Raw genomic sequence first — 22,886 nt, 5'->3', positions numbered from 1 at the left:
ATATAAATTATTCTCTATTTTTTACCATTACCCATCCGGAGAATTTAAATGGCGTGTTCTTTTTATTGTTTTCATTCCATTCTACAGAATACCAATATGTTCCGGTAGGGACTTTTTTGCCACCTGTAGTTCCGTCCCATTTGTAACCTGTTAGTTTATCTGCCTGTCCAACTTTTACTCCGTATCTGTCATAGATACTTAATACTAAGTTTTTCTTGCTGGCTAATGCAGAGTAATCAATCACATCATTTACCCCATCTCCGTTTGGAGTAATTACATTAACTAAGTTTGGTACTACTACTGTTACATCTATAGGATCACAGTCGTAATCATCTTTTACATATACCGTATTGTCTCCTCTCGGTACGTTGGTAAAGATATTAGAATCCTGCCAGTTAATCCCATCCATTGAATATTTGTATGGAGCAGTCCCTCCAACTGTGTACACCGTAACCGTATTGTTTTGAATGTCAATGCTTCCGATAACAGGCTGCTCTGAAGGATATACTTTTACGTTTTGTCTTGTAATACAAGTTCCTGTTTTAAGGTCTACCCAATAGGTACCAACAGTAACATTGCTTATTGTCTGAGTTGTTGCACCTGTACTCCATGTATATCCGCTAAATCCAGGTCCTGCATCTAACGTTGTCGTGTCTTCTATACAGATGATTTTATCTTCAAGTACATTAGAATATACAGGAGGAAGTACAATTAGCGTTACTTTAGCAATTGAATAACATTGTGTTGTTGCATTCGTTACTTTTACGAAAACTACACCGTTTGGAGCAATATATGTAGTCGGATCAGGAATCGCATTTGTTCCATTTAAAGCATCTGTTAAAGAAGGATAATATGTTTTAATAATTCCAGATTCAGCAGTTACCGTCGCAAGCGTAAGATTGAATGAGGCAGTTGCTGGATTGGTGTCAATGAAACATGATCTCAAGGTTGCATCAGTTACTACAATTACAGGACGTAAATTTAATGTAATTTCGGCACTATCATTACATCCCTGTGCTGTTATTACGTTTACATATACTTTTCCTGTGGAAGACACATATTGAGCAGGATTCAGAATTTCATTGGTTCCTGCAACTAAATCTGCCATTGTAGGATAGTACTTTTTGATTGCTGAAGGATCAGACGGCAATACATTAGCACTTGTCAAATCAAATGTTGCTATGCTTGTGCCGTTGTTATTACATCCTAATAATGTTACATCAAGTGCAGTAATGTTTCCAAGCTTAAATTTGAAATTTCCTGTTTGGGTACATCTATTAATAGGGTTGTTAGGATTGGTAGGATCCGTATAGGTAATTCTGTAAAAATATTCCGGAGTGGTTGAATTTACCGAAATTGGTGTTGTTATAGGCGCAGCACCAGTTAAAGCATCATTCTGAGTCGTATGATAAGTTATTGTAAAGTTTGGATTATTATTAAGGATTCCTGCGCTTAAAGTAGTGAAATCAAAAATAGCAGGATCTGTACAGATCGTTACTTCTCTAGGATTCGCAGGATTCGCAGCAGGTACTCCGGGTGCAATAAAAGGATTTGGCTGTACAGCCGGATCCGAAAACGGAGATGCTAATGTAGCCGATCCTCCCCAACTTAATACGAAACCATTGGTGTTTGCAGAGAAGTTATCAATAATCAAATAATAAGTTTCTCCGGCAACTACATCCATGTATTTTACAAAACCATCACCTCCGGCACCTTCCGTAAGGTCAGTCGCTGTCGTGTTAAGTCCTGTTAAAATTCCACTTGCTGTTGATGCGTAAGAACATCTTAATGGTGTTCCCAGAGAACCACAAGCTTTGTTTGGTCCGAAAACAGCCCAGTCATAATCTGCCTGAGCATTTGGAGTAATCAAAAAAGTAAGAGTACCACTGGTAGCAATAGTGAATGTATACCATACAGAATAATGTTCTGATGACAGACATCCTCCTCCTAAAGGATTTTCCTGGACGCTTCCAAAACCACTCGGAGTGTAGGAAATGGCTGAATTTCCGCACACGGCAAGGGCTGAAGTACAGTCCGACTGTGAGTAAAAGAACTGAGCCATTATGCTCAGGAAAATTAGTAAAGTTTTTTTCATGTAGGGGAATTTTTATATTACAAATATAAAAAATTATTAATGTTAATTTAAAGTTTTTAAGGTTTATTTAATAAATTGATACTTATTGTCTTAATATTGCATTTTTCGTAATTTTGGGTTGGTACTTCCTACAATTAATGCAATTAATACGGTCATCGTTCCGCCGAAAATGACGGAGCGCACAACACCTAAAAGTTTTGCAGATAATCCACTTTCGAACTGCCCCATTTCGTTACTCGACATTATAAATATTGAATTTACGCTTAATACTCTTCCTCTGATATGATCCGGCGTTTTCAGCTGTACAATGGTTCCTCTGATTACCACTGAAATTCCGTCAAGCATTCCGCTTAATACCAAAAACATAAACGAAAGCCAGTATAAATGTGATAATCCGAAACCGATAATACAAAGACCAAAACCTGTAACCACGGCAAGTAAAACCTTACCTTGATTTTTTCTTAACGGAATAATTGATAAAATGGTGATAATACACATTGAACCAATATCTGATGCCGCATTTAATAATCCGAAACCTTCTGCACCGACTTTTAAAATATCGGTAGCGTACACAGGAATCATCGCTACTGCACCTCCGAAAAGAACCGCAAACATATCCAAACACAGCGCTCCTAGAATTTCTTTTGTTTTAAAAATGTAGGAAATTCCTTCACGCATGCTATCTATAACGTTAATATTCTCTTTTTTGTATTCAGAATGTTGTTTATTTAACTGAAAAAAGAATAATGATGCCACAAATATCAATGAAATAATTACGACAAGTGCCCATTTTACACCAATATATCCTATTAGAAATCCACCTATAGCGTGCCCACAGACGGACGAAACCAAAAATGCCGCTTGGTTTAAAGTAATGGCATTCGGCAGATTCTCCTTTTTTACAATTTTCGGAATCATTGAAGGAACAATTGGTCCGATGAAAGCTCTCGCAATTCCTGTAAAGAAAATCACACCGTATATATAATAGGTAATCTGATGTCCCGAAAAATGTAATTCAACATTAAAGAAAGCAGGAATCAATAATAATCCGATTAGAAATATATAAGCGAAATTACAGATGAGTAATAATCTTTTCTTTTCATTCATATCGATTACGTGACCAGCGTATAACGCACAGCTCACCGCCGGAATGACTTCTGAAAGTCCGATCAAACCAATAGAAAAAGGATCTTTTGTTAATTGATACACCCACCATCCTAATAAAGTAGCAAGCATTCTGAAGGCTAAAACAATAAAAAATCTCCCGGTGAGAAGATTTCTGAATTCGACATTTTTCAATGTCTGTAGCGGCGTAAACGAAATCATCCGACAAAAATAGCCTCAAATATTCATTTGAGGCTATTAATATGGTATTTTTTTTAAATGAAAAATTGAATGATACCTAAAAGATAAAATCTATTTTAGTCTGCTCTTGAAGAACTTAGTACTAATGCTGCAACACCCGCTGCGCCAATTACAACAGCGCCTGCCGTAATTCTTGCTTTTCTCAAATCTTTTACTGCGGCTACATTAGCTTTTGGAATTGTCACCACTGTACTGTCTTTTTTTCCGGCTGTCCCAATCAAATTATCACCATCTACGTTACGGAATAATATTTTTTGATTTTCTGAACCGTCCTTCATTGTTACTTTATACATTTTTCCTGCTTCAAGATTAGAATAATCATTTTTGGCAGTATCTTCTGAATATTTTGTAGTAGCACAAGATGAAATTACAAACAGCGACGTTAATAAAGATGATTTTAAAAGTACAGATGCTCTCATTATTATTTTTTAGTTTTCCAAATTTATAATTTTTTTCGAATATACGTTTCCGGAATTGAAAAAATGTGATTAAAGTTTATATATTTCCAATAAATCTGCCACTTTTCTGTCGTTGGCAAGTCTCGGAGTTTTATTTTGCCCGCCTAGTTTTCCCTGTGATTTTGCATATTCATTGAAAGCATTTTTCTTTAAACTCGAAATGTGGAGTTGTTGCAGAATATTTCCCGAAATCAGGTCATTATAATAAGTATTGCGTTTTCTTAGCTGATCATCGAGTTCATTTTTAAATAAATTTAAATTTTCAGGTTCTTTTTCAAATTCAATAAACCATTCGTGATAAGGAAGTCCTTCGCTGGGATTTACTTGCGGTGCCAAATGAAATTCTGTAATCTGTGCAGGGAATTTTTCTACAGTCGCCTTTATCGCTTCTTCCACTTCAAAAGCAATCACGTGCTCTCCGAAAGCTGAGGTAAAATGTTTCGTTCTTCCGCTCACTAAAATTCTATGCGGATTTTTATCGATAAATCTCACGACATCACCAATCGAATATGCCCAAAGTCCTGAATTTGTCGTTAAAATTAAAGCATAATCTTTATTAAGCTCAACGTCCTTTAGGGTTAATCTTTTCGCATCAGGTTTTCCATATTCTTCCAGCGGAATAAATTCATAGAAAATCCCATGATTGGTTAAAAGCAATAATCCTTCTTTCGTATAATCATCCTGAAACGCAAAAAAACCTTCCGAAGCTGGAAATGTTTGTATAATATCAACTTTTCCGCCCAGTAATTCTTCCATTTTGTCGCGGTAGGGTTCGTAATTTACACCGCCTGTAACAATTAATTGAAGATTAGGAAAAATCTGTTTGATCTTTTTACCATTTTTTTCAATCAGTTTTTCAAAATACATAATCAGCCAGGGCGGAATTCCGGAAATCAACGTCATGTTTTCTTTCTCGGTTTCTTCAACGATTTTATCAACCTTCGCTTCCCAGTCTTCAATCATATTGGTTTCCAAACTGGGCAAACGATTTTTCTGTAAATAATTCGGAATGTGATGCGCCACAATTCCTGAGAGTCTGCCGGTTTTAATCCCGAAAACTTCTTCAAGTTCCGGACTTCCCTGTAAAAAGATCATCTTTCCTTTTACAAAATCGGCGTTGTTTTTTTGAGCGATATAATGGAAAAGCGCACTTTGAGCTCCTTTAATCTGGAATGGCATTCCTTCTTTAGAAATCGGAATGTATTTCGAGCCGGAGGTTGTTCCGGAAGTTTTAGCAAAATATTCCGGAGTTTCTGTCCAGAGAATATTGGCCTGTCCGCGTTTTACTCTCTCGATATATGGCTTAAGATCTTCGTAATCGGCAATTTTTACCTTTTCCTGAAAATCTTTAACCGTTTTAATATTTTCAAAATCATGTTCTCTTCCAAAAAGAGTTTTCTTTGCTGTTTCAGTTAAAGACAACAATAGCTCTTCTTGATTTCTATCTGCATTTTTCTTGAATTCTTCTGCCTTTTGGACGTGTTTTTTTGCCCAAACCAATGCTGCATTTTTCTTGAGGAAGTTTAACATGGTTCAAATTTATAAATAAGTAGAGAATCTGCGAGCATTTTTGAAAAATAAGCAACAAAAAAACCGATGAATGAGTGTACATCGGTTCTTCGAAATTTGATTATGAAAATAACAACTATATGTTGAGTTTATTTATTTGCTTTGTACCTTTTATCAGGAGTACCGTCTTTTTTTAAGTTTTTGTTTTCTTTATATCTTTTGTCAGGTGTTCCGTCTTTCTTCATTTTAGCTGCGGGCTTTGCGGTCTCTACCGTGGCAGGTTTAGCAGATTTTACTGTTTTCGTAGTTTTTGTTGCAACCGCCGGAGCAGTTTGTTGAGCATTTGCAAGTCCAAGTCCTAAAACGATAGACATTGCGGTTAAAAATTTTTTCATAATAGATTTGTTTGTTTTTCTTGAATCAAAGTTATGTAAAAATCGAATTGAAAAATGAAGTTTTTTAAACTTAACTAAAGTTTAGTACAGATTAAAAAAAGATTAAATGTATCTAGGTATTCCTAAAAATAGAATCTGCTTCTCCAAACTGGAAAAGCAGATTCTGATTCATCATAAAATTAATACGTTTATCGTGTACAGTTAGCCGTCCACGCTTTACCGTCTTTTAAATATAAAATCTTTAAATCATTGTTGTCAATTCTGATATAAGTCGTTGCATTAGAACCGACCATTACCAAAGTGTTGTCTCCTTGTTGCTGAAATTCAACACCATTCAGGTCAGGAATTCCATTTGAGAAAGCGAAGTTATATTTTGTTCCGCTTGCAATTTTAGTTACAAATACACTTCCATCATCAGCACTGATGTTGTTATCGGCATCAGTATATTTAACACTGCCTCTGTAGGTTCCTGCAAAAAAATCGTTGTTTGCTGGATCGTCATCGTCGCTGCATGATGTGATTGTCGTGACAACAAAGAACATTAATAGGAATACTCCTAAAATTCGGATTACTTTTTTCATAATAATATTTCGTTAATGGTTTCGTAAACTCGGTTATTCAAATCAGATGCCATGTGGTACCTTTAAAATTATTTTAACTTTTTAATTTAAAATTTTAGTAAAACGTTAAGATTTCCTCAGTCCTTTTAACTTTGAATGATTATCATCTTATTTTCAAAGGAAAAATTATCCTTACCTTTGTGTAGATCAAACGGTTTCGGAAAACTCCCGAAATCGCTTTTGCCGTTTATACTATATTACTTATGCAATTAAAGACCATCAACGAAAAATTCCTTCCTGAGCTGCTTAAGAAAGAATTCGGAAAGGAGATTTTTATTCAATTGGAAAATAACCAACATATTTCTGTAAAAGGAAACGCCGGTTCTTCTGTATCGGTTTTTGTGGCCGAACTTTTCCTCACACAAAAAAAACATATTCTTTATTTGGTTGATGATAAAGAAGATGCGTTGTATGCGAATGCTGAAATGGAAGATCTTTTAGGAAAAGAAAAAATTCTTTATTTTCCGGCAACACACATGGAGCCATATCAGGTGGAGAAAACGCAGAATGCCAACTTGGTGCTTAGAACTGATGTAATCAATAAAATTACTTCGAGTAAATCTCCGAAAGTTATTGTAGCTTATTCCGGGGCGTTGTCGGAGAAAGTGTTGAAGAAAGAAGATTTTAAAGCGATTTCCCATCATATTAAAGTTGGCGATCAGCTTGATTTTGATTTTGTTGATGAATTATTAAATCATTATAATTTTCAGCAGACCGATTTTGTATCTGAGCCGGGAGAATTTTCTGTGAGAGGCGGAATTGTTGATGTTTTTTCGTTTTCCAATGAAAAACCGTATCGTATCACGTTCTTCGGAAATGAAGTTGAAAATATTAAAACGTTTGATATTGAAACACAGCTTTCCGTTGATAAAGTGACCGATTTTCAATTGGTTTCCAATATGAATTTTACCGTGACGGGAAGTCGGGTTTCGTTGCTGCAACTGTTACCGAAAGAAAGTTTTGTAATTTCCAGAAATGGGCTTGTCGGAATGCAAAAACTGAAAACATTTTACGAAAAATCTTTGGTGAAATTTGAGACATTAAGCAAAGATATTGCGCACCGATCTCCACAGGAATTATTTATTTCGGATCAGGAGTTTTTATTTGACTATAAAAAGTTTAAAACTGTTGATTTTGGAAGTTTCCCCATTGAAGGATTGATTGAGTTGTCTGAAATGAAAATCGATCAGATTCCGCAGCCGACTTTTCATAAGAATTTTGAATTATTAATTGAAGATCTTGAAGAAAAACAAAATGGAAGTTATGAAACATGGATTTCGTTTTCCAGCGAAAAGCAAAAGGAAAGGTTAGAATTAATTTTTGAAGAGCTGGAACACAAACTTCCTTTTAAAAGTTTTAAATCTGAACTTCACGAAGGCTTTGTCGATCATGATCACAAGTTATTAGTGTATACCGATCACCAGATTTTTGACCGTTACCAACGTTATAAAGCAAAAAATACATTCGCAAAATCTGAGCAGTTAACCTTAAAAGATCTGATGTCTTTGAAAGTCGGAGATTATATCGCTCACATCGACCATGGAATCGGAAAATTCATGGGATTGGTAAAAGTGAATAATGACGGGAAAATTCAGGAATGTTTTAAACTGACGTATAAAAACGGTGACTTATTATATGTAAGTATTCATTCGCTTCATAAAATTTCAAAATATAACGGACCGGACGGAAAAGAGGTTGTTTTAAGCAAACTGGGTTCGCCAACATGGAAATCTTTAAAGCAAAAAACGAAAGCGAAAGTAAAACAAATAGCCTTCGATTTAATCAGATTATATGCTCAGAGAAAAACGGCGAAAGGCTTTGCTTACACTCCGGATTCTTATCTGCAAAATGAACTGGAAGCAAGCTTCCTTTATGAAGATACTCCCGATCAGGAAAAAGCAACGATTGACGTAAAACATGATATGGAAGCCGATACAGTAATGGATCGACTGATTTGTGGAGATGTAGGTTTCGGTAAAACGGAAGTTGCGATTCGCGCAGCATTTAAGGCAGCAACCGACGGAAAACAGGTGGCAATTTTAGTTCCTACAACAATTCTGGCTTTTCAGCATTACAGAAGTTTTAAAGAAAGATTAAAAGATTTTCCAGTAAATGTTGGCTATGTAAACCGTTTCAGAACTGCAAAACAGAAATCTGAAACATTGGCTCAATTGAAAGATGGAAAACTTGATATTATTATAGGAACGCATCAATTGGCAAGTAGTTCTGTCAAGTTTAAAGACTTGGGATTGTTAATTATTGATGAAGAACATAAATTTGGGGTTTCTGTAAAAGATAAATTGAAAACATTAAAAGCAGATGTTGATACTTTAACGTTGACTGCAACACCAATCCCGAGAACCTTGCAATTTTCATTGATGGCAGCGAGAGATTTATCCGTAATCAAAACACCACCGCCAAACAGGCAGCCTGTTGATACGCAGATCATTGGTTTTAGCGAAGAAATTCTTCGTGATGCGGTTTCGTATGAACTTCAGCGTGACGGACAGGTTTACTTCATCAATAATAGAATTGAAAATCTTAAAGATATTGCCGGTTTAATTCAACGATTGGTTCCTGATGCGAGGGTAATCACCGGGCACGGACAGATGGAAGGAAAGCAGCTGGAAAAAAATGTGCTGGATTTCATGGAAGGGAAATATGATGTTTTGGTTTCTACAACAATCGTAGAAAGTGGAGTAGATGTTCCGAATGCGAATACTATTTTTATTAATGATGCGCAGCGTTTCGGGATGGCAGATCTTCACCAGATGAGAGGTCGTGTCGGCCGTAGCAATAGAAAAGCATTCTGTTATCTGATCACGCCGCCTTATGATATGATGACTTCCGATGCAAGAAAACGTTTAGAAGCGATCGAGCAGTTTTCTGATTTGGGAAGTGGATTTCAGATTGCAATGAAAGATTTGGAAATTCGTGGTGCGGGAGATTTATTGGGTGCGGAACAAAGTGGATTTATTAACGAAATGGGCTTTGAAACCTATCAGAAATTAATGCAGGAAGCATTGGAAGAATTAAAAGATGATGAAGAATTTGAAAATCTTTTCGAAAATGAAGAAGAAAGAAACAAATTATTTAAAACAACGAAAGACGTTAATATAGATACCGATTTAGAATTAATGCTTCCGGATTGGTACATATCGAATACGGAGGAAAGATTATCGCTTTATCAGAAATTAGCTGAGATTGACAATGAAGAAAATTTATTGAAATTTGAATCTGAATTAATCGACCGTTTTGGAGAATTACCTAACGAAGCCATTAATCTGTTGAAAAGTGTGAGCTTAAAATGGCTGGCGGCAGATATTGGCTTTGAGAAAATTGTCATGAAAAACGGAGTTTTCTTAGGATATTTCCCAAATAATCCTCAGGATAAATTCTACCAGACCGATAAGTTCAGACATATTATCAATTATCTGACACGAAATCCTAAAGAAGCTCAGTTAAAAGAAAAAAGCGGAAAGGATGGAAATCAGTTGATGATGAGAAAGGATAAAGTAATTAATGTAGATGAGGTAAATTATTTACTAAAATCAATTTTGAAAGATAATTGATTCTGGCTTGTTATAGAATTAACCTTATTAAATATTTCTCAATTAAAAATCTAAAATCGAAAGTTTTTAGATTTTTTTTGTGTAATTTTTACTGATTCTTGTAAATTTTAAATCATTTGTAAGAGAAAATCAATTATATTTGACGGCATTAAAAATCTAATAAAGCATGCTAAAAAAATACATTCTTTCTACATTTGCGGTAGTTGCATTAGGACTTGTTGTTTCTTGTGATAATACAACCAGTGACCCGCCAAACCAGAACAATACAAACCCATCCGATCCGGCTATCGTAGGCCCAAGAATTTTAAGCAAGATCAACAGTAAAATAAGTGCTACTGAAACAAGAGATCTGGAGGAATATATTACCAATGCAGGTGCACTTTCTCAGGCTATCATACGAGATGCAGCTTCCAGTGATGCTATTACTGCTACGGTAACCTATTCAGGAAGCAAAATTTCGAAAATAAGATATCTGGATAATAAGCCTACACACGTTATAGATAATACATATAATCTCACCTATACTACCGGTAAGCTTACGATGATTGCGATGGATCAGCCTGTACTGGGAACTGCAATAATCAACCATAGCGATTTTGAAGTCGTTTATGATGCAAACGGAAAGCTTTACAGAATTGTTGAAAAGAAAAAATTAGGGGGAAGCACAACTTATACACATTATGTTGAATACAAATTCACATTTTCTGCAGATAATGTAGCAAGAATGGATCAGACTTCAATGCTGATGGATGGAGCAAATCCTGATACTACAACCGCAAGTACAATGGGTTATGCTTACAGTAATTATGATGATAAAGTAAATCCTTATAATACATTGCCGAAAGAATACTTTATAGTAACGGGTACTATGTTCCCGATCAACTTTAATTCTATTTCTGCGAATAATACAGGGAAGATGACGATTCACGCTCCTGCAGGTCCGGCAATAAGCGTTCCTAAAAGTTATTTATACGATTCTCAGAACTATCCGGTATCAGATCAGGGACAATTAACAAAATACATATATAAAGTATTATAAGTATAATATTTTTTTGATACTTCTATCAGAATTTGAATAAAGTAATGATTTTTATTCAAAAAAAAATTATATTTGTGGAAAAATAAATAAATCCCCCATTAAAATGAAACGACTTTTTTATTTTGTTTTATTGTTAGCTGGTGTTTCTTCATTACATTCTTGTAAAGATTTGGCAGATGAAGACGGAAACCCACTTTTAGATACAAATACAACCACCGGACTTACAGGTCCAAGAGCTTTACACCAAGAAGTTGATAATTCACATACCATAGCTACCTATTTTTATAACGGGCTGCAGTTATCAAGAGTCTTAACAGACAGCGCATCGGTTACCAATGTAGCATGGAGCGGAAATAAAGTAAGCACGATTGATTTCAAAGGTTTTCTTGATCTTGATGATGATAAGAAATTAGATAAAGACAGTATTGTTTATACACAATTATACACCTATGGTGGTACAGGAAGGTTAGAAACTATTTCAGAAAACCGTTCTTTATACCATAGAATAACAACATCGCCTTTCTCAGTTGCCAATCCGAGCCCGCAGACTTTGTACAAAAGGGTAAAAACGAAATATACAATAGCGTATGCTGCAGCAACTGGGAAGCTAGACTTAATTACGATGGAAAGCGGTCCCGAAGCAACTCCGTTTGTTAACACAGACTATTCAACTACAAAATTTGAGTATATGGGTGATAATGTTGCTCAGTTAATAAAAAATATAGGTCCGATGAATGGAGGCGTACCGGGTACTCCTACGGAAAAATACAGTTACGGATTTTCAAATTATGATGTAAATATCAGTCCGTTTACCTTATTGCCGACTGCCTATAAAATCTCAAGACTGATATCAACTAATTACAAAGGTGAAGAAGGCTTGATTTTTTCTCCAAACAGTCCGAGAAGAAAGACGCTTACAGATCTTACGGAGGCGATTCCTGTTCCACAGGTAGCATCTACAGATTATCGTTACGATCCTCAGACTTACATGACAGTGGGATACACTATAAATTATATCTACAAACCTTTGTAAGAAATAATTTCTCAATAATATATAAACTCAATCTTTCCGAAGGTTGAGTTTTTATTTTTAATGCCTTAATTTTGCAAAAAATTTCTCAATGAAATATTTAATAGTCGGTCTTGGAAACAAAGGCTCTGAATACGAAAATACACGTCACAATATAGGTTTTAAAGTTGCAGACAAGATTGCTGAAACGTTGGATGTATCTTTTAATACTACAAATTTCGGATGGATGGCAGACGGAAAATATAAAGGAAGAAGAGTATTGGTATTAAAACCGGACACATATATGAATCTTTCCGGAAATGCGGTGAGATACTGGATGCAGAAAGAAAATATTCCTTTGGAAAATGTATTGATTGTTACGGATGATTTAGCATTGCCGTTCGGAACATTGAGAATGAAAGGAAAGGGTTCTGATGCTGGGCACAACGGATTGAAGAACATTAATGAAGTGCTACAAACACAAAATTACGCGCGTCTCCGTTTTGGGATCTCTGCAGATTTTTCTGAAGGAAGACAGGTAGATTATGTTCTCGGAACCTGGAATGAAGAAGAAAATAAAACATTGGCGGAAAGAATCGAGAAATTTACTAAAGCTTCATTGTCTTTTGTATTTGCGGGAATTAATAATACCATGTCGGCTTTTAACGGAAAATAATCTTTAACTAAAGATTTAGATATTGTAAAACCTTCTGAAATGGAGGTTTTATTGTCTGTAAACAACAATATCTCTTATCACCTTTTTATCAAAGAAATTTCTTTCATTTACGGTAAAATTATAATTGTGTTCTTCCTGAAAAAATTCTATCTGAGTTGTTGAAGCAGTATCGGGTTTCCATCTGATGACTAAAGTAACCTCTTTGCCGGAATTAATATCCTTATCAGAAAATCTGAATAATGTACTGGGTAAGGTATTATTAGGATCGGCTTTAATATCAGATTTTGCTTTTTTAAACTGCAGTTGGGTCATATCTTTTAGCAATAGAGAAAAAGGCTTTCCTATATATTTTTCTTTATTGATTTCAAATTTTTTGGCATACGCCAGTGTATCACTTACAGGTTTCTGAGCTTTTAAAAATCCGCTGAATAATAAAATGAATCCTACTATCAGGATGTTGATCTGTATTTTCATAAGTTGATCTGCTGCATTTATTTTGAATATCAAAAGTAAGTTTTCCTGAACTTTTTTAGGAATAAATTCGGGAAATGTTTTCACAATTAAATCATAAATTTTTAATCAATTACAATTTTCCGAAAGTCTCACGCACCTTAGTAATGAGTTTTCGGATGATTCCGAAAAGTCAACGCACCCCTGCGACATACTTTCGGAGCTTCCGGAAAGCTTCATGCAGGGGTGCGACAAACTTTCCGGTAGGTGGGAAACCTTCCTGCGGCCTGTAGGGTATTTTCCGGAAAATGTCCATATTATCTGGATAAGAGATTCTTCACTTCACTTTGGCTTCTTTCAGAATGACAGCGATGATGAGAATATTTAAATAAAAAACCACCGAAAAAATCGATGGTTCTCAGATGTACTTTTACAATAATTTCCAATCTGTCTAACTATAATATGTTGTATTGTAGATAAGGGTAGTGACTGATTATAACCAGGTTACAACGCCTGTTTCAACATCGTAATTTGCTCCTACAATTTTTATTTTACCTTCTGTTTCAAGGTTTTTAAGGGTAGAGCTTTGCTTACGGATGTCTTCGATGGCACTTTTTACGTTTTGTTGATTCAGTCTTTCCAACAAAGCATCATTTTTAGATGAGCGCTCTTCTCCATCTTCGATGATATCGTTGATGATAGGATCAAAATGATTAATCAAATGGTTCAGGTTATCCATACCAAGACCTTCAATCTGTGCTGCATCCAGACCACCTTTCAATGCACCGCATTTTGTATGTCCTAATACTACAACCAGTTTAGATCCTGCCACGTTACATCCAAACTCCATAGAGCCCAGAATATCCTGATTTACAAAATTACCTGCAATTCTGATACTGAATACATCGCCAAGTCCCTGATCGAAGATAAGTTCAGCAGAAGTACGGCTGTCAATACAGCTTAAAACTACCGCAAAAGGCCATTGTCCTTCTCTTGTAGCATTCACCTGCTCCAAAAGGTCTCTGTTTGCCTTCAGGTTGTTTACGAATCTTTCGTTTCCTTGTTTTAAGAATTCAAGGGCTTTTTCAGGAGTAATTGTTGACTGTGTTTCAGAAGTGTGTGCTTTCATATTGTTTATGTATTGAATTTTTAAAGTTAAAAAAAATAATTGATGAGCTACATAGCTCTTTTATGGGTAACTACGATGTGAGAATCTTCATCTCTTTCATAATCTCTGTACGAGGTTCTGAAGCCTAGAAGTTCTACAGTAATATCTTCTTCTTTCGCCCTGATATTGGCAAAATCCTGAATCATTTCCAAAACATCGGTGGCTATGTATGAAGTACCTCTTGCATCGATGGTTACGTTTGAGTTTGCTTGAATATTTTTTAATGTTTTTTTGATTGCTGCCTTGTTTAAGAATGAAACTTCCTCGGCAAGCTTAATGGTGATTCCGTCTGCATCATCCAGTTTTTCTTTGCTTAAATAATACGCTCTCTTCATGTTTCCCTGAAGAATATAGAACACTGAAATCGCAAGACCGATTCCCACACCTTTTAACAGGTCTGTCGCTACAACTGCCACGACGGTTGCCACAAACGGAATAAACTGGAATTTTCCCAAATGCCAGAAATGTTTGAATGTAGCAGGTTTAGCCAATTTATATCCCACTAAAAGTAATACCGCAGCCAAAGTTGCCAACGGAATTAAATTTAAAACCACAGGAATCGACAATACGCAGATTAATAATAAAACCCCGTGAATGATTGCTGATAGCTTGGATGTTGCCCCGGCATTGGCATTAGCAGAACTTCTTACCACAACCGAAGTCATTGGAAGTCCACCGATGAATGAACTGATTAAATTCCCGATTCCTTGCGCTTTTAATTCAAGATTAGTATCAGTGATTCTTCTTTGTTGGTCTAAACGGTCTGACGCTTCGATACAAAGTAATGTTTCAATAGAAGCTACAATGGCAATTGTTGCACCCACGATCCATACTTTCGGGTTGGTAAATCCGTTGAAATCCGGCATGGTTACCAAATTTTTGAAATCATCCAACGACTGCGGTACAGGCAAAGAAACCAAATGTTGATTCTGTATTGCCAGTGAACTGCCCATTATTTTGAAAACTTCATTCAGAACAATTCCTGCAACTACGGCAACTAAAGCTCCCGGAAGCATTTTTATTCTTCTTAGGGCATATACTTTATCCCAGGTAATTAAAATGGCAACCGAAACTAAGGTTACGATAATTGCTCCCGGATGAATGGCTCCGAATAATTCGCTGAAATATCCGAAATTCAACCCGTTGTCAAAAATTGACTGGTGACCTTCATAATCTTTATCAAAGCCTAATGCATGAGGAATCTGCTTTAAAATGATGATAATACCGATAGCGGCAAGCATTCCTTCAATCACATTATTCGGAAAATAATTGGAAATACTTCCTGCTCTTACAAATCCCAAAACCAACTGAATTAATCCTGCAATAATCCCTGCACAAAGGAAAAGCTCAAATGCGCCAAGATCTGTAATTGCAGTTAAAACAATTGCAGTTAAACCTGCTGCCGGTCCTGAAACCGATATGTTGGAATTGCTGATTGTTCCTACAACCAAGCCTCCGACAATACCTGCAATAATTCCGGACAATGGGGGTGCACCGGATGCCAACGCAATTCCTAAACATAAAGGAAGGGCCACTAAAAATACTACGAGTCCTGAAGGGAAGTTCTCCTTTATTCCTCCTATTAATGATGTTTTTTTCATGATGTTAAGCTGTGAGAAATAACCGACCTATTTGCCTTCAAATAAATCAATTTAAAAATGGAAAATTTTAATTTTAAAATACAAGGTGTATTCAATATCAAAAAAATGATAGAGAACAGTATCAAAAAAATCTAATGGAAAAAATTATGCCTCCGGAGGCGGAGAAAATATGGTAAGTAAAGGGGACAGATGAAAGGAATCATCTATCAGTAAGAAAGATCTGTCTTCTAACGAAGGTTCAAAAAATTTCAGATAATCGAAAACATCTAAAGTTTTTGGAAGTGTCTTTTCGTAAACAATAAAAGATGATGGGCTGGAGTGAGGTTCTTCTTCGTTGATAATTACATTCGTTCTTGTAAGATCCCAACCGCATACAGCAGCAATGCCTGGCAGCGCCGTAAAGTTAAGGAAGAACAGTAATGTAAGGATACTCCAAAGTTTCATTTTACTTTCTTTTTTTGAAAAACTATTTCGTTTTTCGGCTCATCACCCAATCAGAACTTGTAAGGTTATAGATTTTCTGGATGTCTTTCAAGATTTTCTCGAAATCGATCTTCAAATCAATAATTTTACCCGTTCTAAGGTCAAAAACCCACCCATGAACAACAGGATACTCGTCTAAAATGTATCGCTCCTGTACGCAAGCCATTTTAACTACGTTGATACACTGCTCCTGAACATTCAGTTCTACAAGCCTGTCATAACGTTTTTCTCCATCTTCAATGGCATCTAATTCTGCCTGATGCAATCTGTAAACATCACGAATGTTTCTCAGCCAAGGATTTAATAATCCTAAATCCTGAGGGGTCATCGCTGCTTTTACACCGCCGCAGTTGTAATGTCCGCAAACAATAATGTGCTTTACCTTCAAATGTTCCACCGCATACTGAATAACAGCAGTTGAACTCATATCTAAAGTATTCACCACATTGGCAATGTTTCTGTGGACGAAAACTTCTCCCGGCTTTGCTCCCATCAATTCTTCTGCTGTAGCTCTGCTGTCTGAACATCCGATATATAAATATTCGGGGTTCTGTGTCTTTGCCAATTCACTAAAGAATTGGGGGTTGTCTGCTAATTTAGACTCTGCCCATTTTTTGTTGTTTTCGAAAATAACCTCGTACGATTGTGACATAATTTAAAATTTATAGTTTTATAATTATTTATTTCGTGTAAATTATTTTCAAAATCAATAGATTAAATCGATAATTATGCAAAAATATAATTTTTACTGAAACGGCAATCATTTTTAACAAAGTTTAATATTAAAATATGCTTAAAATCATACTGATATAAGGGATTAAAAGCTATATCGATGATATTTAACTCAAATATTTACCGTTTATTAAATTAAATCTATATAAAAGTACAAACTATCATTAAAAAAACAATGAAATAGATGGTGAATTCTTATTGAGAGATGAATTTGCTAAATTTTTGTTTATGAATTGATATGAACGTTATCTTGTTTTAGAGTTACACAACAAATTTTTAAAGGATTAATTTTTATGGTACCTCTTATAAGTTTCTATAAGAATTTTCATGTTCATATTTAATCTAATTGGTATAATTTAATGGATATTCGATATCTTTTAAATCAGCTTTATAAAGCTCTTCTACATAAGGATAATATTGGCTTTTGTCAGATTTAGGAATTAATTTTTCTTTTTTAATTTTGAATTGTAAGCTTGTTAAATTATCGAACATACTAAAGTTATAATTTCTTTTATTTATCGAGATAAATGTTAAATACTGTTTGGTAATTTGGTATTTACCTTCTGAAATCGCATCTTGTTTAACATCACCTCCATCTAACGGAGGTAAAGAAAGAAATATATATGTTGAATCTGTTTTATCTAAAACAAGATATAATGATTTATTACTGTAGACATCATATTTATGATTTTTATTTATTTCAATATCAAAGATCGTTTGTGAAAATAATATTTGACATATTAATAAAATTCCTATTAAAATTATTTTTTTCATGCATATTTTATTCTATTTAATTATAGATATAATTTTTTTTAGGTTTTTTCTTTTTATTAATTGTATTGCATAACCCTTCAAATGGATACAAACATTTTTCTATATATAGTACTTTTTTTAATTTTCCGTTTTGAGAATTAATGATATATTGAATTCCTTTTTCTTCAACCTCTTCATTGTAATAGGTTTGTATATAGAGTTCCCAAATCTCTTTTTCGGTATCAAAATAAAAAGAACTGACAGTTCTATTTTTGCCTGTTTTTAAATTAATATAACCTTTTTTCTCCATAAAGTTTAAAGCGTCCGCAAATGAAAATTTTTTGAATTTTATATCTTCGTCTGTCATTTTTAATATTTTACCATTCTCGTCATAATCTTTCCAAATACCAATTTTAATTACATAAGAATCTAAACTAGCAAACTGTCCAAATTCTTTTAACCTACCTGATGGATAAAAATGATAAGAAAGAGTAATATAAGATTTTGGAGGAATAACATGATACCAAATATCTTTATTATTAAAGTTTTCTGAACGAAATAATGTACCATCTTTCAGTACTTTAAATCTTCCTGAGGAATCACTGGGTAAATTTTTATAATCTGTTTTGTATTGATCAAAATCAAATTTTTGAAATTCGGGATAAATGTCAAAGGGATTTATATTTTTATGGTATACTTGTGCACTTAATGAAAACACAAAAAACAACATTATGAATTGATGGAATTTTCTCATTTTACTGATTGCTTTTGCTTCTAAACTAATATTAATTATAAAGAAGACTTTTATATTTAGATAATTTAGATTTAATCAACTCTTTCGAAAAAGGATAATACATATCTGATTTTGGAACAATTTTTTTTCTCTTAATAATAAACTTAAGACCTGTTATATCATCAAATAAACTAACGTCAAAATTATTTTTATTCTGTGAAAAGAGCGTTAAAATATTATTGTAAATGGTATATTTTCCTTCTGAAACTGTATATATTTTCAAATCACCACCATCCAATGGAGGTAAAGAGATGAAAGTAAATGTAGAATCTGTTTTGTCTAATATTAATCGTAATGATTCATTGGAATAAACTTCATTTGTGTGATTCTTATTTATTTTTACCTTAATAACTATTTGTGAAAATAATATTTGACTTATTAATACAATTCCTATTGAAACTATTTTTTTCATGCTTATTGTATATTTTTATTTACCTTTTTCCATTGCCAATAATAAAGATAATATTCTTCTTTTGGGACATAGGTATTAGGTTTTCTATTAAATGCTTCTACGGGATTATTTTTCATACTAGAATAATCCATAATATTTTTAGTAGCCTGTGCTTTATAATTAAAAATATCATCTCCATAATGTTTAGTATTGAAAGAGAAAGTATGTGATAATCCCAAACCATGAAGACATTCATGGGCTATCGTTTCAGGATCGTGAGTTTTAAACATTATTCCGTAATTGCTATTAGGTGATGAATAGCCTCTTTCTATACTATTTCCCGCTTGTGAAATGACATCTAAGAAATATAGCCTAAAATATTCACTTCCTAAATAATCAGGAAATTGCTCCTTTAATTCATTTAATAGCATCTCTCCCAATTCATTATCTTTATCATTCATAATGAATATTTTTTTATTTTTATCAAAACTAACATGACATTTCTCAATGAATTTATACTTTTCTGTAGAGATATTTAATCTAATTTCCTTACCATTCTTATCCATAGTTAAAAATTCAGGTTGAAGCATACATTGGTTTAGTACTCCTTCAAACTTAGATAATGCCCCTTCCTCAGGTTTTCCAATTACTCCTTCAGAAGTTTGCACTTTTATAATCAAAATTTTCTTTTTCTTAACAGCTGTTGTATTTATGAACTTGATAACTCCCGCAAGATTTTCTGTTTGGTTTTTTACAGAATAAATCTGGATAGCTTTTGTTGTATTATAAAATAATTCAATGGCTCCATACTTTCCACTTCTGGCTTTACATTTAATAGTTAAAGGTTCTAAAGTATTTGGGTTTTCAATTTTATATCTGCTTAAACCAATAATGGGATGTTGATCTGTAATTTCAACTCCATCAACTTTAAAAATTAAATAATCTGGTTTTTCGTCAGTTAAAAATTCAATATGCATGTCTAAAGTAGCTTCAATTGGTCCATATTTTTCATTTTCAGGAAAAAGACCAATAACAGATGCATAATAGATTTTTTCTCCGCCGCCTTTGGGAGTATAACTGAACGCCTGATACATTTGCTTAAGCTTGTCTAAAGAGTCATGTGCCGGCAAATATTGTGGATCTTTCTTAAAGAATTCTTTTGCACCGGTGGGATTTTTATCAATATCAGTCTCTACAGTATACCATTTGTTTGGATCCGTGATAAAAACATCTTTGGGTAGAGAACCATTATTTTTTTCAAGTTTTTTTAAAATTTCCCTCTCGTTATACTGATAATATTTGCCTACAATTTCATTATAATCCACATCATCTAATAAAGCTGAATTACCTTCTCTAAACCAATCAAATGCAAATTCACCTCTCCATTCTTGCTTAGATCTAACGTTTACAATACATTTTGCATCTGCTTTCATCACGGGAGCTTGTTGATTAATCCTATACTTTACTCCGTTTTTAGCATTAAAAACAATTTCTTTTCCTGAAGTAATTTCGTAGCCTTCCTGGGCATAAATTTTATAGCTTCCTCCGATTTCTTCTATTAAATCTCCGCCTATATAAGCTACTCAGGCAAACGGTGCTACACTTAGAATTGCTAATAATGACGTTAGCATTAAAAACAATTTCTTTTCCTGAAGTAATTTCGTAGCCTTCCTGGGCATAAATTTTATAGCTTCCTCCGATTTCTTCTATTAAATCTCCGCCTATATAAGTTTCTTTACTCATAATTTAGTGGCTTTTAGATTTTTCGGCTGAATTATGTTGTATTTCATTTTGAGAATGGAACTCATGATTTTCTGTAGATTGGGTAGAACCTTTTCCATTGATAATGGTTTGTTTATCTTTTTCGATTTTACTCTCCTTATTTCCCTGAATAAACTCCACCATTTTCCCGATTACATTGACCATATAATTTGTCCCCACATTAATCATACTCATCATCCCCACCCCAACAGATTTATTCATTCCTACAGTTTCAGTAGAATTCATCCCTACAGTTGTTATCATATTCTGTCCCACATTAATATTCAAATTCTGTCCGGCAGTGAAAGTAATGTCATTCGGTGTATTCGCATTAATATTTTTAGTACTAAATTAAAGTATTAAGATATTTTAGGAGTTTTTTTAACTCTTAAGTAGGCAACAATTGTAGTTAGTAAAAACATCATACTTCCTGAATAAACAATAAACTTTCCAAAAAGATTACCTGATGATTCTATCTCTTGCATTGAAAAAGGACTCCCTAAGAAAAACTCTTCACAAGATAAATACATCATATTTAATAAGATAAAAATGAGAAAGTTTTCTATCATTAAATATTTAATTTCCTTCGTATAGAAATTCACTACAAAAATATTAAAAAGTACAACGCTTAAAATCAAAGGAGTGTTTATAAAAGAATCATTGCCAAAAAAGAAAAAGCTAAACAAAAAGATATTACTTAATAGGATTAAACTTATTTTAAAATTTTCTATTTTAGATAACCAAATTATATTAAATATTGCAAACAGAATTAATAATTTAATTAGAGAATAAATTAAAATAATTCTACAATCATCCAAATCAAAACAATAATCTTCTAAAAAACCATAATAATATAATGTAGATAGATAAATTGTTGAAAATAAGCATCCCAACAATATTTGAATCAGAAAATTTTTCATTTATTTAGGTGTATATTTTAACAGTTTTTGTGGCGGTCCTTTTGGTGTATCTCCAGCTTTAACGTCTCTATAGGCTCCCTGAGGTTGCCATGGATATTTTTTATCATCAAGAAACATTTCTTTACTTTTGTACTCCCGAAAATCATCATCATATTTAATTTTTTCTTTAGGAAATATTTTCTCATCAAAGTTAGCCATCTTAATAAGTAATCTGTCTTGAAAATTCCCCCAAGTGTCTCCATAATTTGAGCGTTTCGCAAATGCATAAACATCTATTTTTAGATGATTTGATAGTCTTTGAGCCAGACTGCTTCCATCTCCCCACATTAATTCCAAATCGGTTGAATCCTCTTCATTAATTCCTGTTCTGCATGAATAGCTATAAATATTAGCATCTTTAAAAATATTTTGGCGAATTAATGTATAGTTTTTTAAATTCAATTCATTTGCTTCAGCTGTTATATTTGATACAATTTTATTTTGCAATTTATATGCATCCCAATCTAATAAAAAAGTTATCCTTCCGGGAAGTCCATGAGAATAAAAATATATGTTTTTAACTTTGTAGATATTTCCATAATGATCCGGTTTTACTCTACAGTCAATTCCTGTTTTTATATATCCGAAATTCAGATAATTGAATAATTCAGAAATAATACTTATGCTAATTATTTTTATATTCTTATTATAAGTTTTAAGAGATTTTTCAAATTCAACAACCATAGTATTAGAATATCCTTGTTTGAAATAGATTACCGTTTGTACACTTGATTTCCTCACTCTTCTTATTGCTTGCGCCATAAACATTAATTTATTAACAGGTGATTTATCGTGTACTTCAGCTCCAATTACAACAATATTTTCTGTATACGTCATAACATGACTTAAACTTGGTTTGCCTGGTTTATAATCCCCTAAACTATTATTTATTCCTTCCATTAGAGATTATTTTTTTTAAAGAATTTAATATCAATTTTCCATCAGTAGCCTCAACCCATTTGTTTTCAGTAATTTCTTTTATCTTTTTACCAACTATGACAGATTCTTTATTTTCTGTTTTGATAATCAGATTTTTTGAATTTTTAATAATTGCCAT

Annotated in this window: 24 protein-coding genes; 5 read left to right on the top strand and 19 right to left on the bottom strand. The window is 33.6% G+C overall.

All coding sequences use genetic code 11. The features are described from left to right. Positions 1-7: 7 nt before the first annotated feature. From ASG22_RS12795 to ASG22_RS12770, 6 genes are all read right to left on the bottom strand, one after another. Positions 8-2,095, bottom strand: a complete 2,088-nt coding sequence (locus ASG22_RS12795; RefSeq protein WP_055985111.1) for a T9SS type B sorting domain-containing protein — start codon at positions 2,093-2,095, stop codon at positions 8-10. 90 nt (positions 2,096-2,185) lie between these two features. Further along, complete coding sequence (locus ASG22_RS12790) at positions 2,186-3,421, bottom strand: MFS transporter (protein ID WP_055985109.1); 1,236 nt, start codon at positions 3,419-3,421, stop codon at positions 2,186-2,188. Positions 3,422-3,516: 95 nt separating this feature from the next. After that, complete coding sequence (locus ASG22_RS12785; protein WP_055985106.1) at positions 3,517-3,879, bottom strand: hypothetical protein; 363 nt, start codon at positions 3,877-3,879, stop codon at positions 3,517-3,519. 69 nt (positions 3,880-3,948) lie between these two features. After that, a complete protein-coding gene (locus tag ASG22_RS12780) occupies positions 3,949-5,448 on the bottom strand; it encodes a GH3 auxin-responsive promoter family protein (protein ID WP_055985103.1) in 1,500 nt (499 codons plus the stop codon). Positions 5,449-5,576: 128 nt separating this feature from the next. Beyond that, positions 5,577-5,822 (bottom strand): hypothetical protein, encoded by a 246-nt coding sequence (locus tag ASG22_RS12775; RefSeq protein ID WP_055985100.1) that lies wholly within the window; start codon positions 5,820-5,822, stop codon positions 5,577-5,579. A gap of 188 nt (positions 5,823-6,010) precedes the next feature. Continuing rightward, positions 6,011-6,403 (bottom strand): hypothetical protein, encoded by a 393-nt coding sequence (locus ASG22_RS12770; RefSeq protein WP_055985097.1) that lies wholly within the window; start codon positions 6,401-6,403, stop codon positions 6,011-6,013. A gap of 242 nt (positions 6,404-6,645) precedes the next feature. On the opposite strand from ASG22_RS12770, the gene mfd reads away from it, so the two are divergent. From mfd to pth, 4 genes are all read left to right on the top strand, one after another. Further along, positions 6,646-10,014 (top strand): transcription-repair coupling factor, encoded by a 3,369-nt coding sequence (mfd, locus tag ASG22_RS12765; protein WP_055985094.1) that lies wholly within the window; start codon positions 6,646-6,648, stop codon positions 10,012-10,014. A gap of 166 nt (positions 10,015-10,180) precedes the next feature. Then, positions 10,181-11,053: a hypothetical protein gene (locus ASG22_RS12760; RefSeq protein ID WP_055985091.1), complete on the top strand. Its 873-nt coding sequence runs from the start codon at positions 10,181-10,183 to the stop codon at positions 11,051-11,053. 103 nt (positions 11,054-11,156) lie between these two features. Beyond that, positions 11,157-12,086: a hypothetical protein gene (locus ASG22_RS12755; RefSeq protein ID WP_055985089.1), complete on the top strand. Its 930-nt coding sequence runs from the start codon at positions 11,157-11,159 to the stop codon at positions 12,084-12,086. An 88-nt stretch (positions 12,087-12,174) separates the two neighbouring features. After that, positions 12,175-12,738 (top strand): aminoacyl-tRNA hydrolase, encoded by a 564-nt coding sequence (gene pth, locus ASG22_RS12750; protein ID WP_055985086.1) that lies wholly within the window; start codon positions 12,175-12,177, stop codon positions 12,736-12,738. 48 nt (positions 12,739-12,786) lie between these two features. On the opposite strand, the gene ASG22_RS12745 is transcribed toward pth, so the two are convergent. Next, positions 12,787-13,296 carry a hypothetical protein gene (locus ASG22_RS12745; protein ID WP_055985081.1) on the bottom strand — a complete coding sequence of 170 codons (510 nt, stop codon included), beginning with the start codon at positions 13,294-13,296 and terminating at the stop codon, positions 12,787-12,789. Positions 13,297-13,426: 130 nt separating this feature from the next. Here ASG22_RS12745 and ASG22_RS21010 point away from each other — a divergent pair, with 130 nt between their 5' ends. Then, on the top strand, positions 13,427-13,576 hold the full coding sequence (locus ASG22_RS21010; RefSeq protein ID WP_157844721.1) for a hypothetical protein: 150 nt from the start codon (positions 13,427-13,429) through the stop codon (positions 13,574-13,576). 105 nt (positions 13,577-13,681) lie between these two features. On the opposite strand, the gene ASG22_RS12740 is transcribed toward ASG22_RS21010, so the two are convergent. The 12 genes from ASG22_RS12740 to ASG22_RS21005 form a co-directional block, all read right to left on the bottom strand. Beyond that, complete coding sequence (locus ASG22_RS12740; protein WP_055985078.1) at positions 13,682-14,317, bottom strand: carbonic anhydrase family protein; 636 nt, start codon at positions 14,315-14,317, stop codon at positions 13,682-13,684. A gap of 47 nt (positions 14,318-14,364) precedes the next feature. Continuing rightward, positions 14,365-15,957, bottom strand: a complete 1,593-nt coding sequence (locus ASG22_RS12735) for a SulP family inorganic anion transporter (RefSeq protein ID WP_055985075.1) — start codon at positions 15,955-15,957, stop codon at positions 14,365-14,367. 144 nt (positions 15,958-16,101) lie between these two features. Beyond that, entirely contained in the window at positions 16,102-16,401 is a 300-nt protein-coding gene (locus ASG22_RS12730) for a hypothetical protein (RefSeq protein ID WP_055985072.1), read from the bottom strand. 22 nt (positions 16,402-16,423) lie between these two features. Then, positions 16,424-17,092: a carbonic anhydrase gene (locus ASG22_RS12725; protein ID WP_055985069.1), complete on the bottom strand. Its 669-nt coding sequence runs from the start codon at positions 17,090-17,092 to the stop codon at positions 16,424-16,426. Between the two features lie 422 nt (positions 17,093-17,514). Then, on the bottom strand, positions 17,515-17,946 hold the full coding sequence (locus ASG22_RS12720) for a hypothetical protein (protein WP_055985065.1): 432 nt from the start codon (positions 17,944-17,946) through the stop codon (positions 17,515-17,517). A 16-nt stretch (positions 17,947-17,962) separates the two neighbouring features. Next, positions 17,963-18,679, bottom strand: coding sequence for a hypothetical protein (locus ASG22_RS12715; RefSeq protein ID WP_055985063.1), 717 nt, complete (start codon positions 18,677-18,679; stop codon positions 17,963-17,965). A gap of 31 nt (positions 18,680-18,710) precedes the next feature. Continuing rightward, on the bottom strand, positions 18,711-19,130 hold the full coding sequence (locus ASG22_RS12710) for a hypothetical protein (protein ID WP_055985060.1): 420 nt from the start codon (positions 19,128-19,130) through the stop codon (positions 18,711-18,713). Positions 19,131-19,132: 2 nt separating this feature from the next. Next, entirely contained in the window at positions 19,133-20,542 is a 1,410-nt protein-coding gene (locus ASG22_RS12705; protein ID WP_055985057.1) for a hypothetical protein, read from the bottom strand. 313 nt (positions 20,543-20,855) lie between these two features. Beyond that, positions 20,856-21,206, bottom strand: coding sequence for a bacteriophage T4 gp5 trimerisation domain-containing protein (locus ASG22_RS12700; protein WP_409991387.1), 351 nt, complete (start codon positions 21,204-21,206; stop codon positions 20,856-20,858). A 23-nt stretch (positions 21,207-21,229) separates the two neighbouring features. Beyond that, positions 21,230-21,790: a hypothetical protein gene (locus ASG22_RS12695; protein WP_055985052.1), complete on the bottom strand. Its 561-nt coding sequence runs from the start codon at positions 21,788-21,790 to the stop codon at positions 21,230-21,232. Continuing rightward, positions 21,791-22,729 carry a hypothetical protein gene (locus ASG22_RS12690; RefSeq protein WP_055985049.1) on the bottom strand — a complete coding sequence of 313 codons (939 nt, stop codon included), beginning with the start codon at positions 22,727-22,729 and terminating at the stop codon, positions 21,791-21,793. Then, positions 22,713-22,886: a hypothetical protein gene (locus tag ASG22_RS21005; protein WP_157844720.1), complete on the bottom strand. Its 174-nt coding sequence runs from the start codon at positions 22,884-22,886 to the stop codon at positions 22,713-22,715. The genes ASG22_RS12690 and ASG22_RS21005 overlap by 17 nt, the downstream gene beginning before the upstream one ends.

This window comes from Chryseobacterium sp. Leaf405 (genome assembly GCF_001425355.1).
Classification (GTDB): domain Bacteria; phylum Bacteroidota; class Bacteroidia; order Flavobacteriales; family Weeksellaceae; genus Chryseobacterium.
Note: the sequence above shows the minus strand (reverse complement) of the source record. Positions and strands in the feature narration are given on the sequence as shown.

What these genes read in the sequence shown, in the direction of transcription:
- ASG22_RS12725 (WP_055985069.1), bottom strand. Translation starts at nt 17,092, where the DNA reads ATGTCACAATCGTACGAGGTTATTTTCGAAAACAACAAAAAATGGGCA.
- ASG22_RS12760 (WP_055985091.1), top strand. Translation starts at nt 10,181, where the DNA reads ATGCTAAAAAAATACATTCTTTCTACATTTGCGGTAGTTGCATTAGGA.
- ASG22_RS12770 (WP_055985097.1), bottom strand. Translation starts at nt 6,403, where the DNA reads ATGAAAAAAGTAATCCGAATTTTAGGAGTATTCCTATTAATGTTCTTT.
- ASG22_RS12695 (WP_055985052.1), bottom strand. Translation starts at nt 21,790, where the DNA reads ATGAAAAATTTTCTGATTCAAATATTGTTGGGATGCTTATTTTCAACA.
- ASG22_RS12735 (WP_055985075.1), bottom strand. Translation starts at nt 15,957, where the DNA reads ATGAAAAAAACATCATTAATAGGAGGAATAAAGGAGAACTTCCCTTCA.
- ASG22_RS12755 (WP_055985089.1), top strand. Translation starts at nt 11,157, where the DNA reads ATGAAACGACTTTTTTATTTTGTTTTATTGTTAGCTGGTGTTTCTTCA.
- ASG22_RS21010 (WP_157844721.1), top strand. Translation starts at nt 13,427, where the DNA reads ATGCAGGGGTGCGACAAACTTTCCGGTAGGTGGGAAACCTTCCTGCGG.
- ASG22_RS12790 (WP_055985109.1), bottom strand. Translation starts at nt 3,421, where the DNA reads ATGATTTCGTTTACGCCGCTACAGACATTGAAAAATGTCGAATTCAGA.
- ASG22_RS12785 (WP_055985106.1), bottom strand. Translation starts at nt 3,879, where the DNA reads ATGAGAGCATCTGTACTTTTAAAATCATCTTTATTAACGTCGCTGTTT.
- ASG22_RS12740 (WP_055985078.1), bottom strand. Translation starts at nt 14,317, where the DNA reads ATGAAAGCACACACTTCTGAAACACAGTCAACAATTACTCCTGAAAAA.
- ASG22_RS12690 (WP_055985049.1), bottom strand. Translation starts at nt 22,729, where the DNA reads ATGGAAGGAATAAATAATAGTTTAGGGGATTATAAACCAGGCAAACCA.
- ASG22_RS12730 (WP_055985072.1), bottom strand. Translation starts at nt 16,401, where the DNA reads ATGAAACTTTGGAGTATCCTTACATTACTGTTCTTCCTTAACTTTACG.
- ASG22_RS12710 (WP_055985060.1), bottom strand. Translation starts at nt 19,130, where the DNA reads ATGAAAAAAATAGTTTCAATAGGAATTGTATTAATAAGTCAAATATTA.
- ASG22_RS12780 (WP_055985103.1), bottom strand. Translation starts at nt 5,448, where the DNA reads ATGTTAAACTTCCTCAAGAAAAATGCAGCATTGGTTTGGGCAAAAAAA.
- mfd (WP_055985094.1), top strand. Translation starts at nt 6,646, where the DNA reads ATGCAATTAAAGACCATCAACGAAAAATTCCTTCCTGAGCTGCTTAAG.
- pth (WP_055985086.1), top strand. Translation starts at nt 12,175, where the DNA reads ATGAAATATTTAATAGTCGGTCTTGGAAACAAAGGCTCTGAATACGAA.
- ASG22_RS12705 (WP_055985057.1), bottom strand. Translation starts at nt 20,542, where the DNA reads ATGAAAGCAGATGCAAAATGTATTGTAAACGTTAGATCTAAGCAAGAA.
- ASG22_RS12795 (WP_055985111.1), bottom strand. Translation starts at nt 2,095, where the DNA reads ATGAAAAAAACTTTACTAATTTTCCTGAGCATAATGGCTCAGTTCTTT.
- ASG22_RS21005 (WP_157844720.1), bottom strand. Translation starts at nt 22,886, where the DNA reads ATGGCAATTATTAAAAATTCAAAAAATCTGATTATCAAAACAGAAAAT.
- ASG22_RS12715 (WP_055985063.1), bottom strand. Translation starts at nt 18,679, where the DNA reads ATGAGAAAATTCCATCAATTCATAATGTTGTTTTTTGTGTTTTCATTA.
- ASG22_RS12720 (WP_055985065.1), bottom strand. Translation starts at nt 17,946, where the DNA reads ATGAAAAAAATAATTTTAATAGGAATTTTATTAATATGTCAAATATTA.
- ASG22_RS12775 (WP_055985100.1), bottom strand. Translation starts at nt 5,822, where the DNA reads ATGAAAAAATTTTTAACCGCAATGTCTATCGTTTTAGGACTTGGACTT.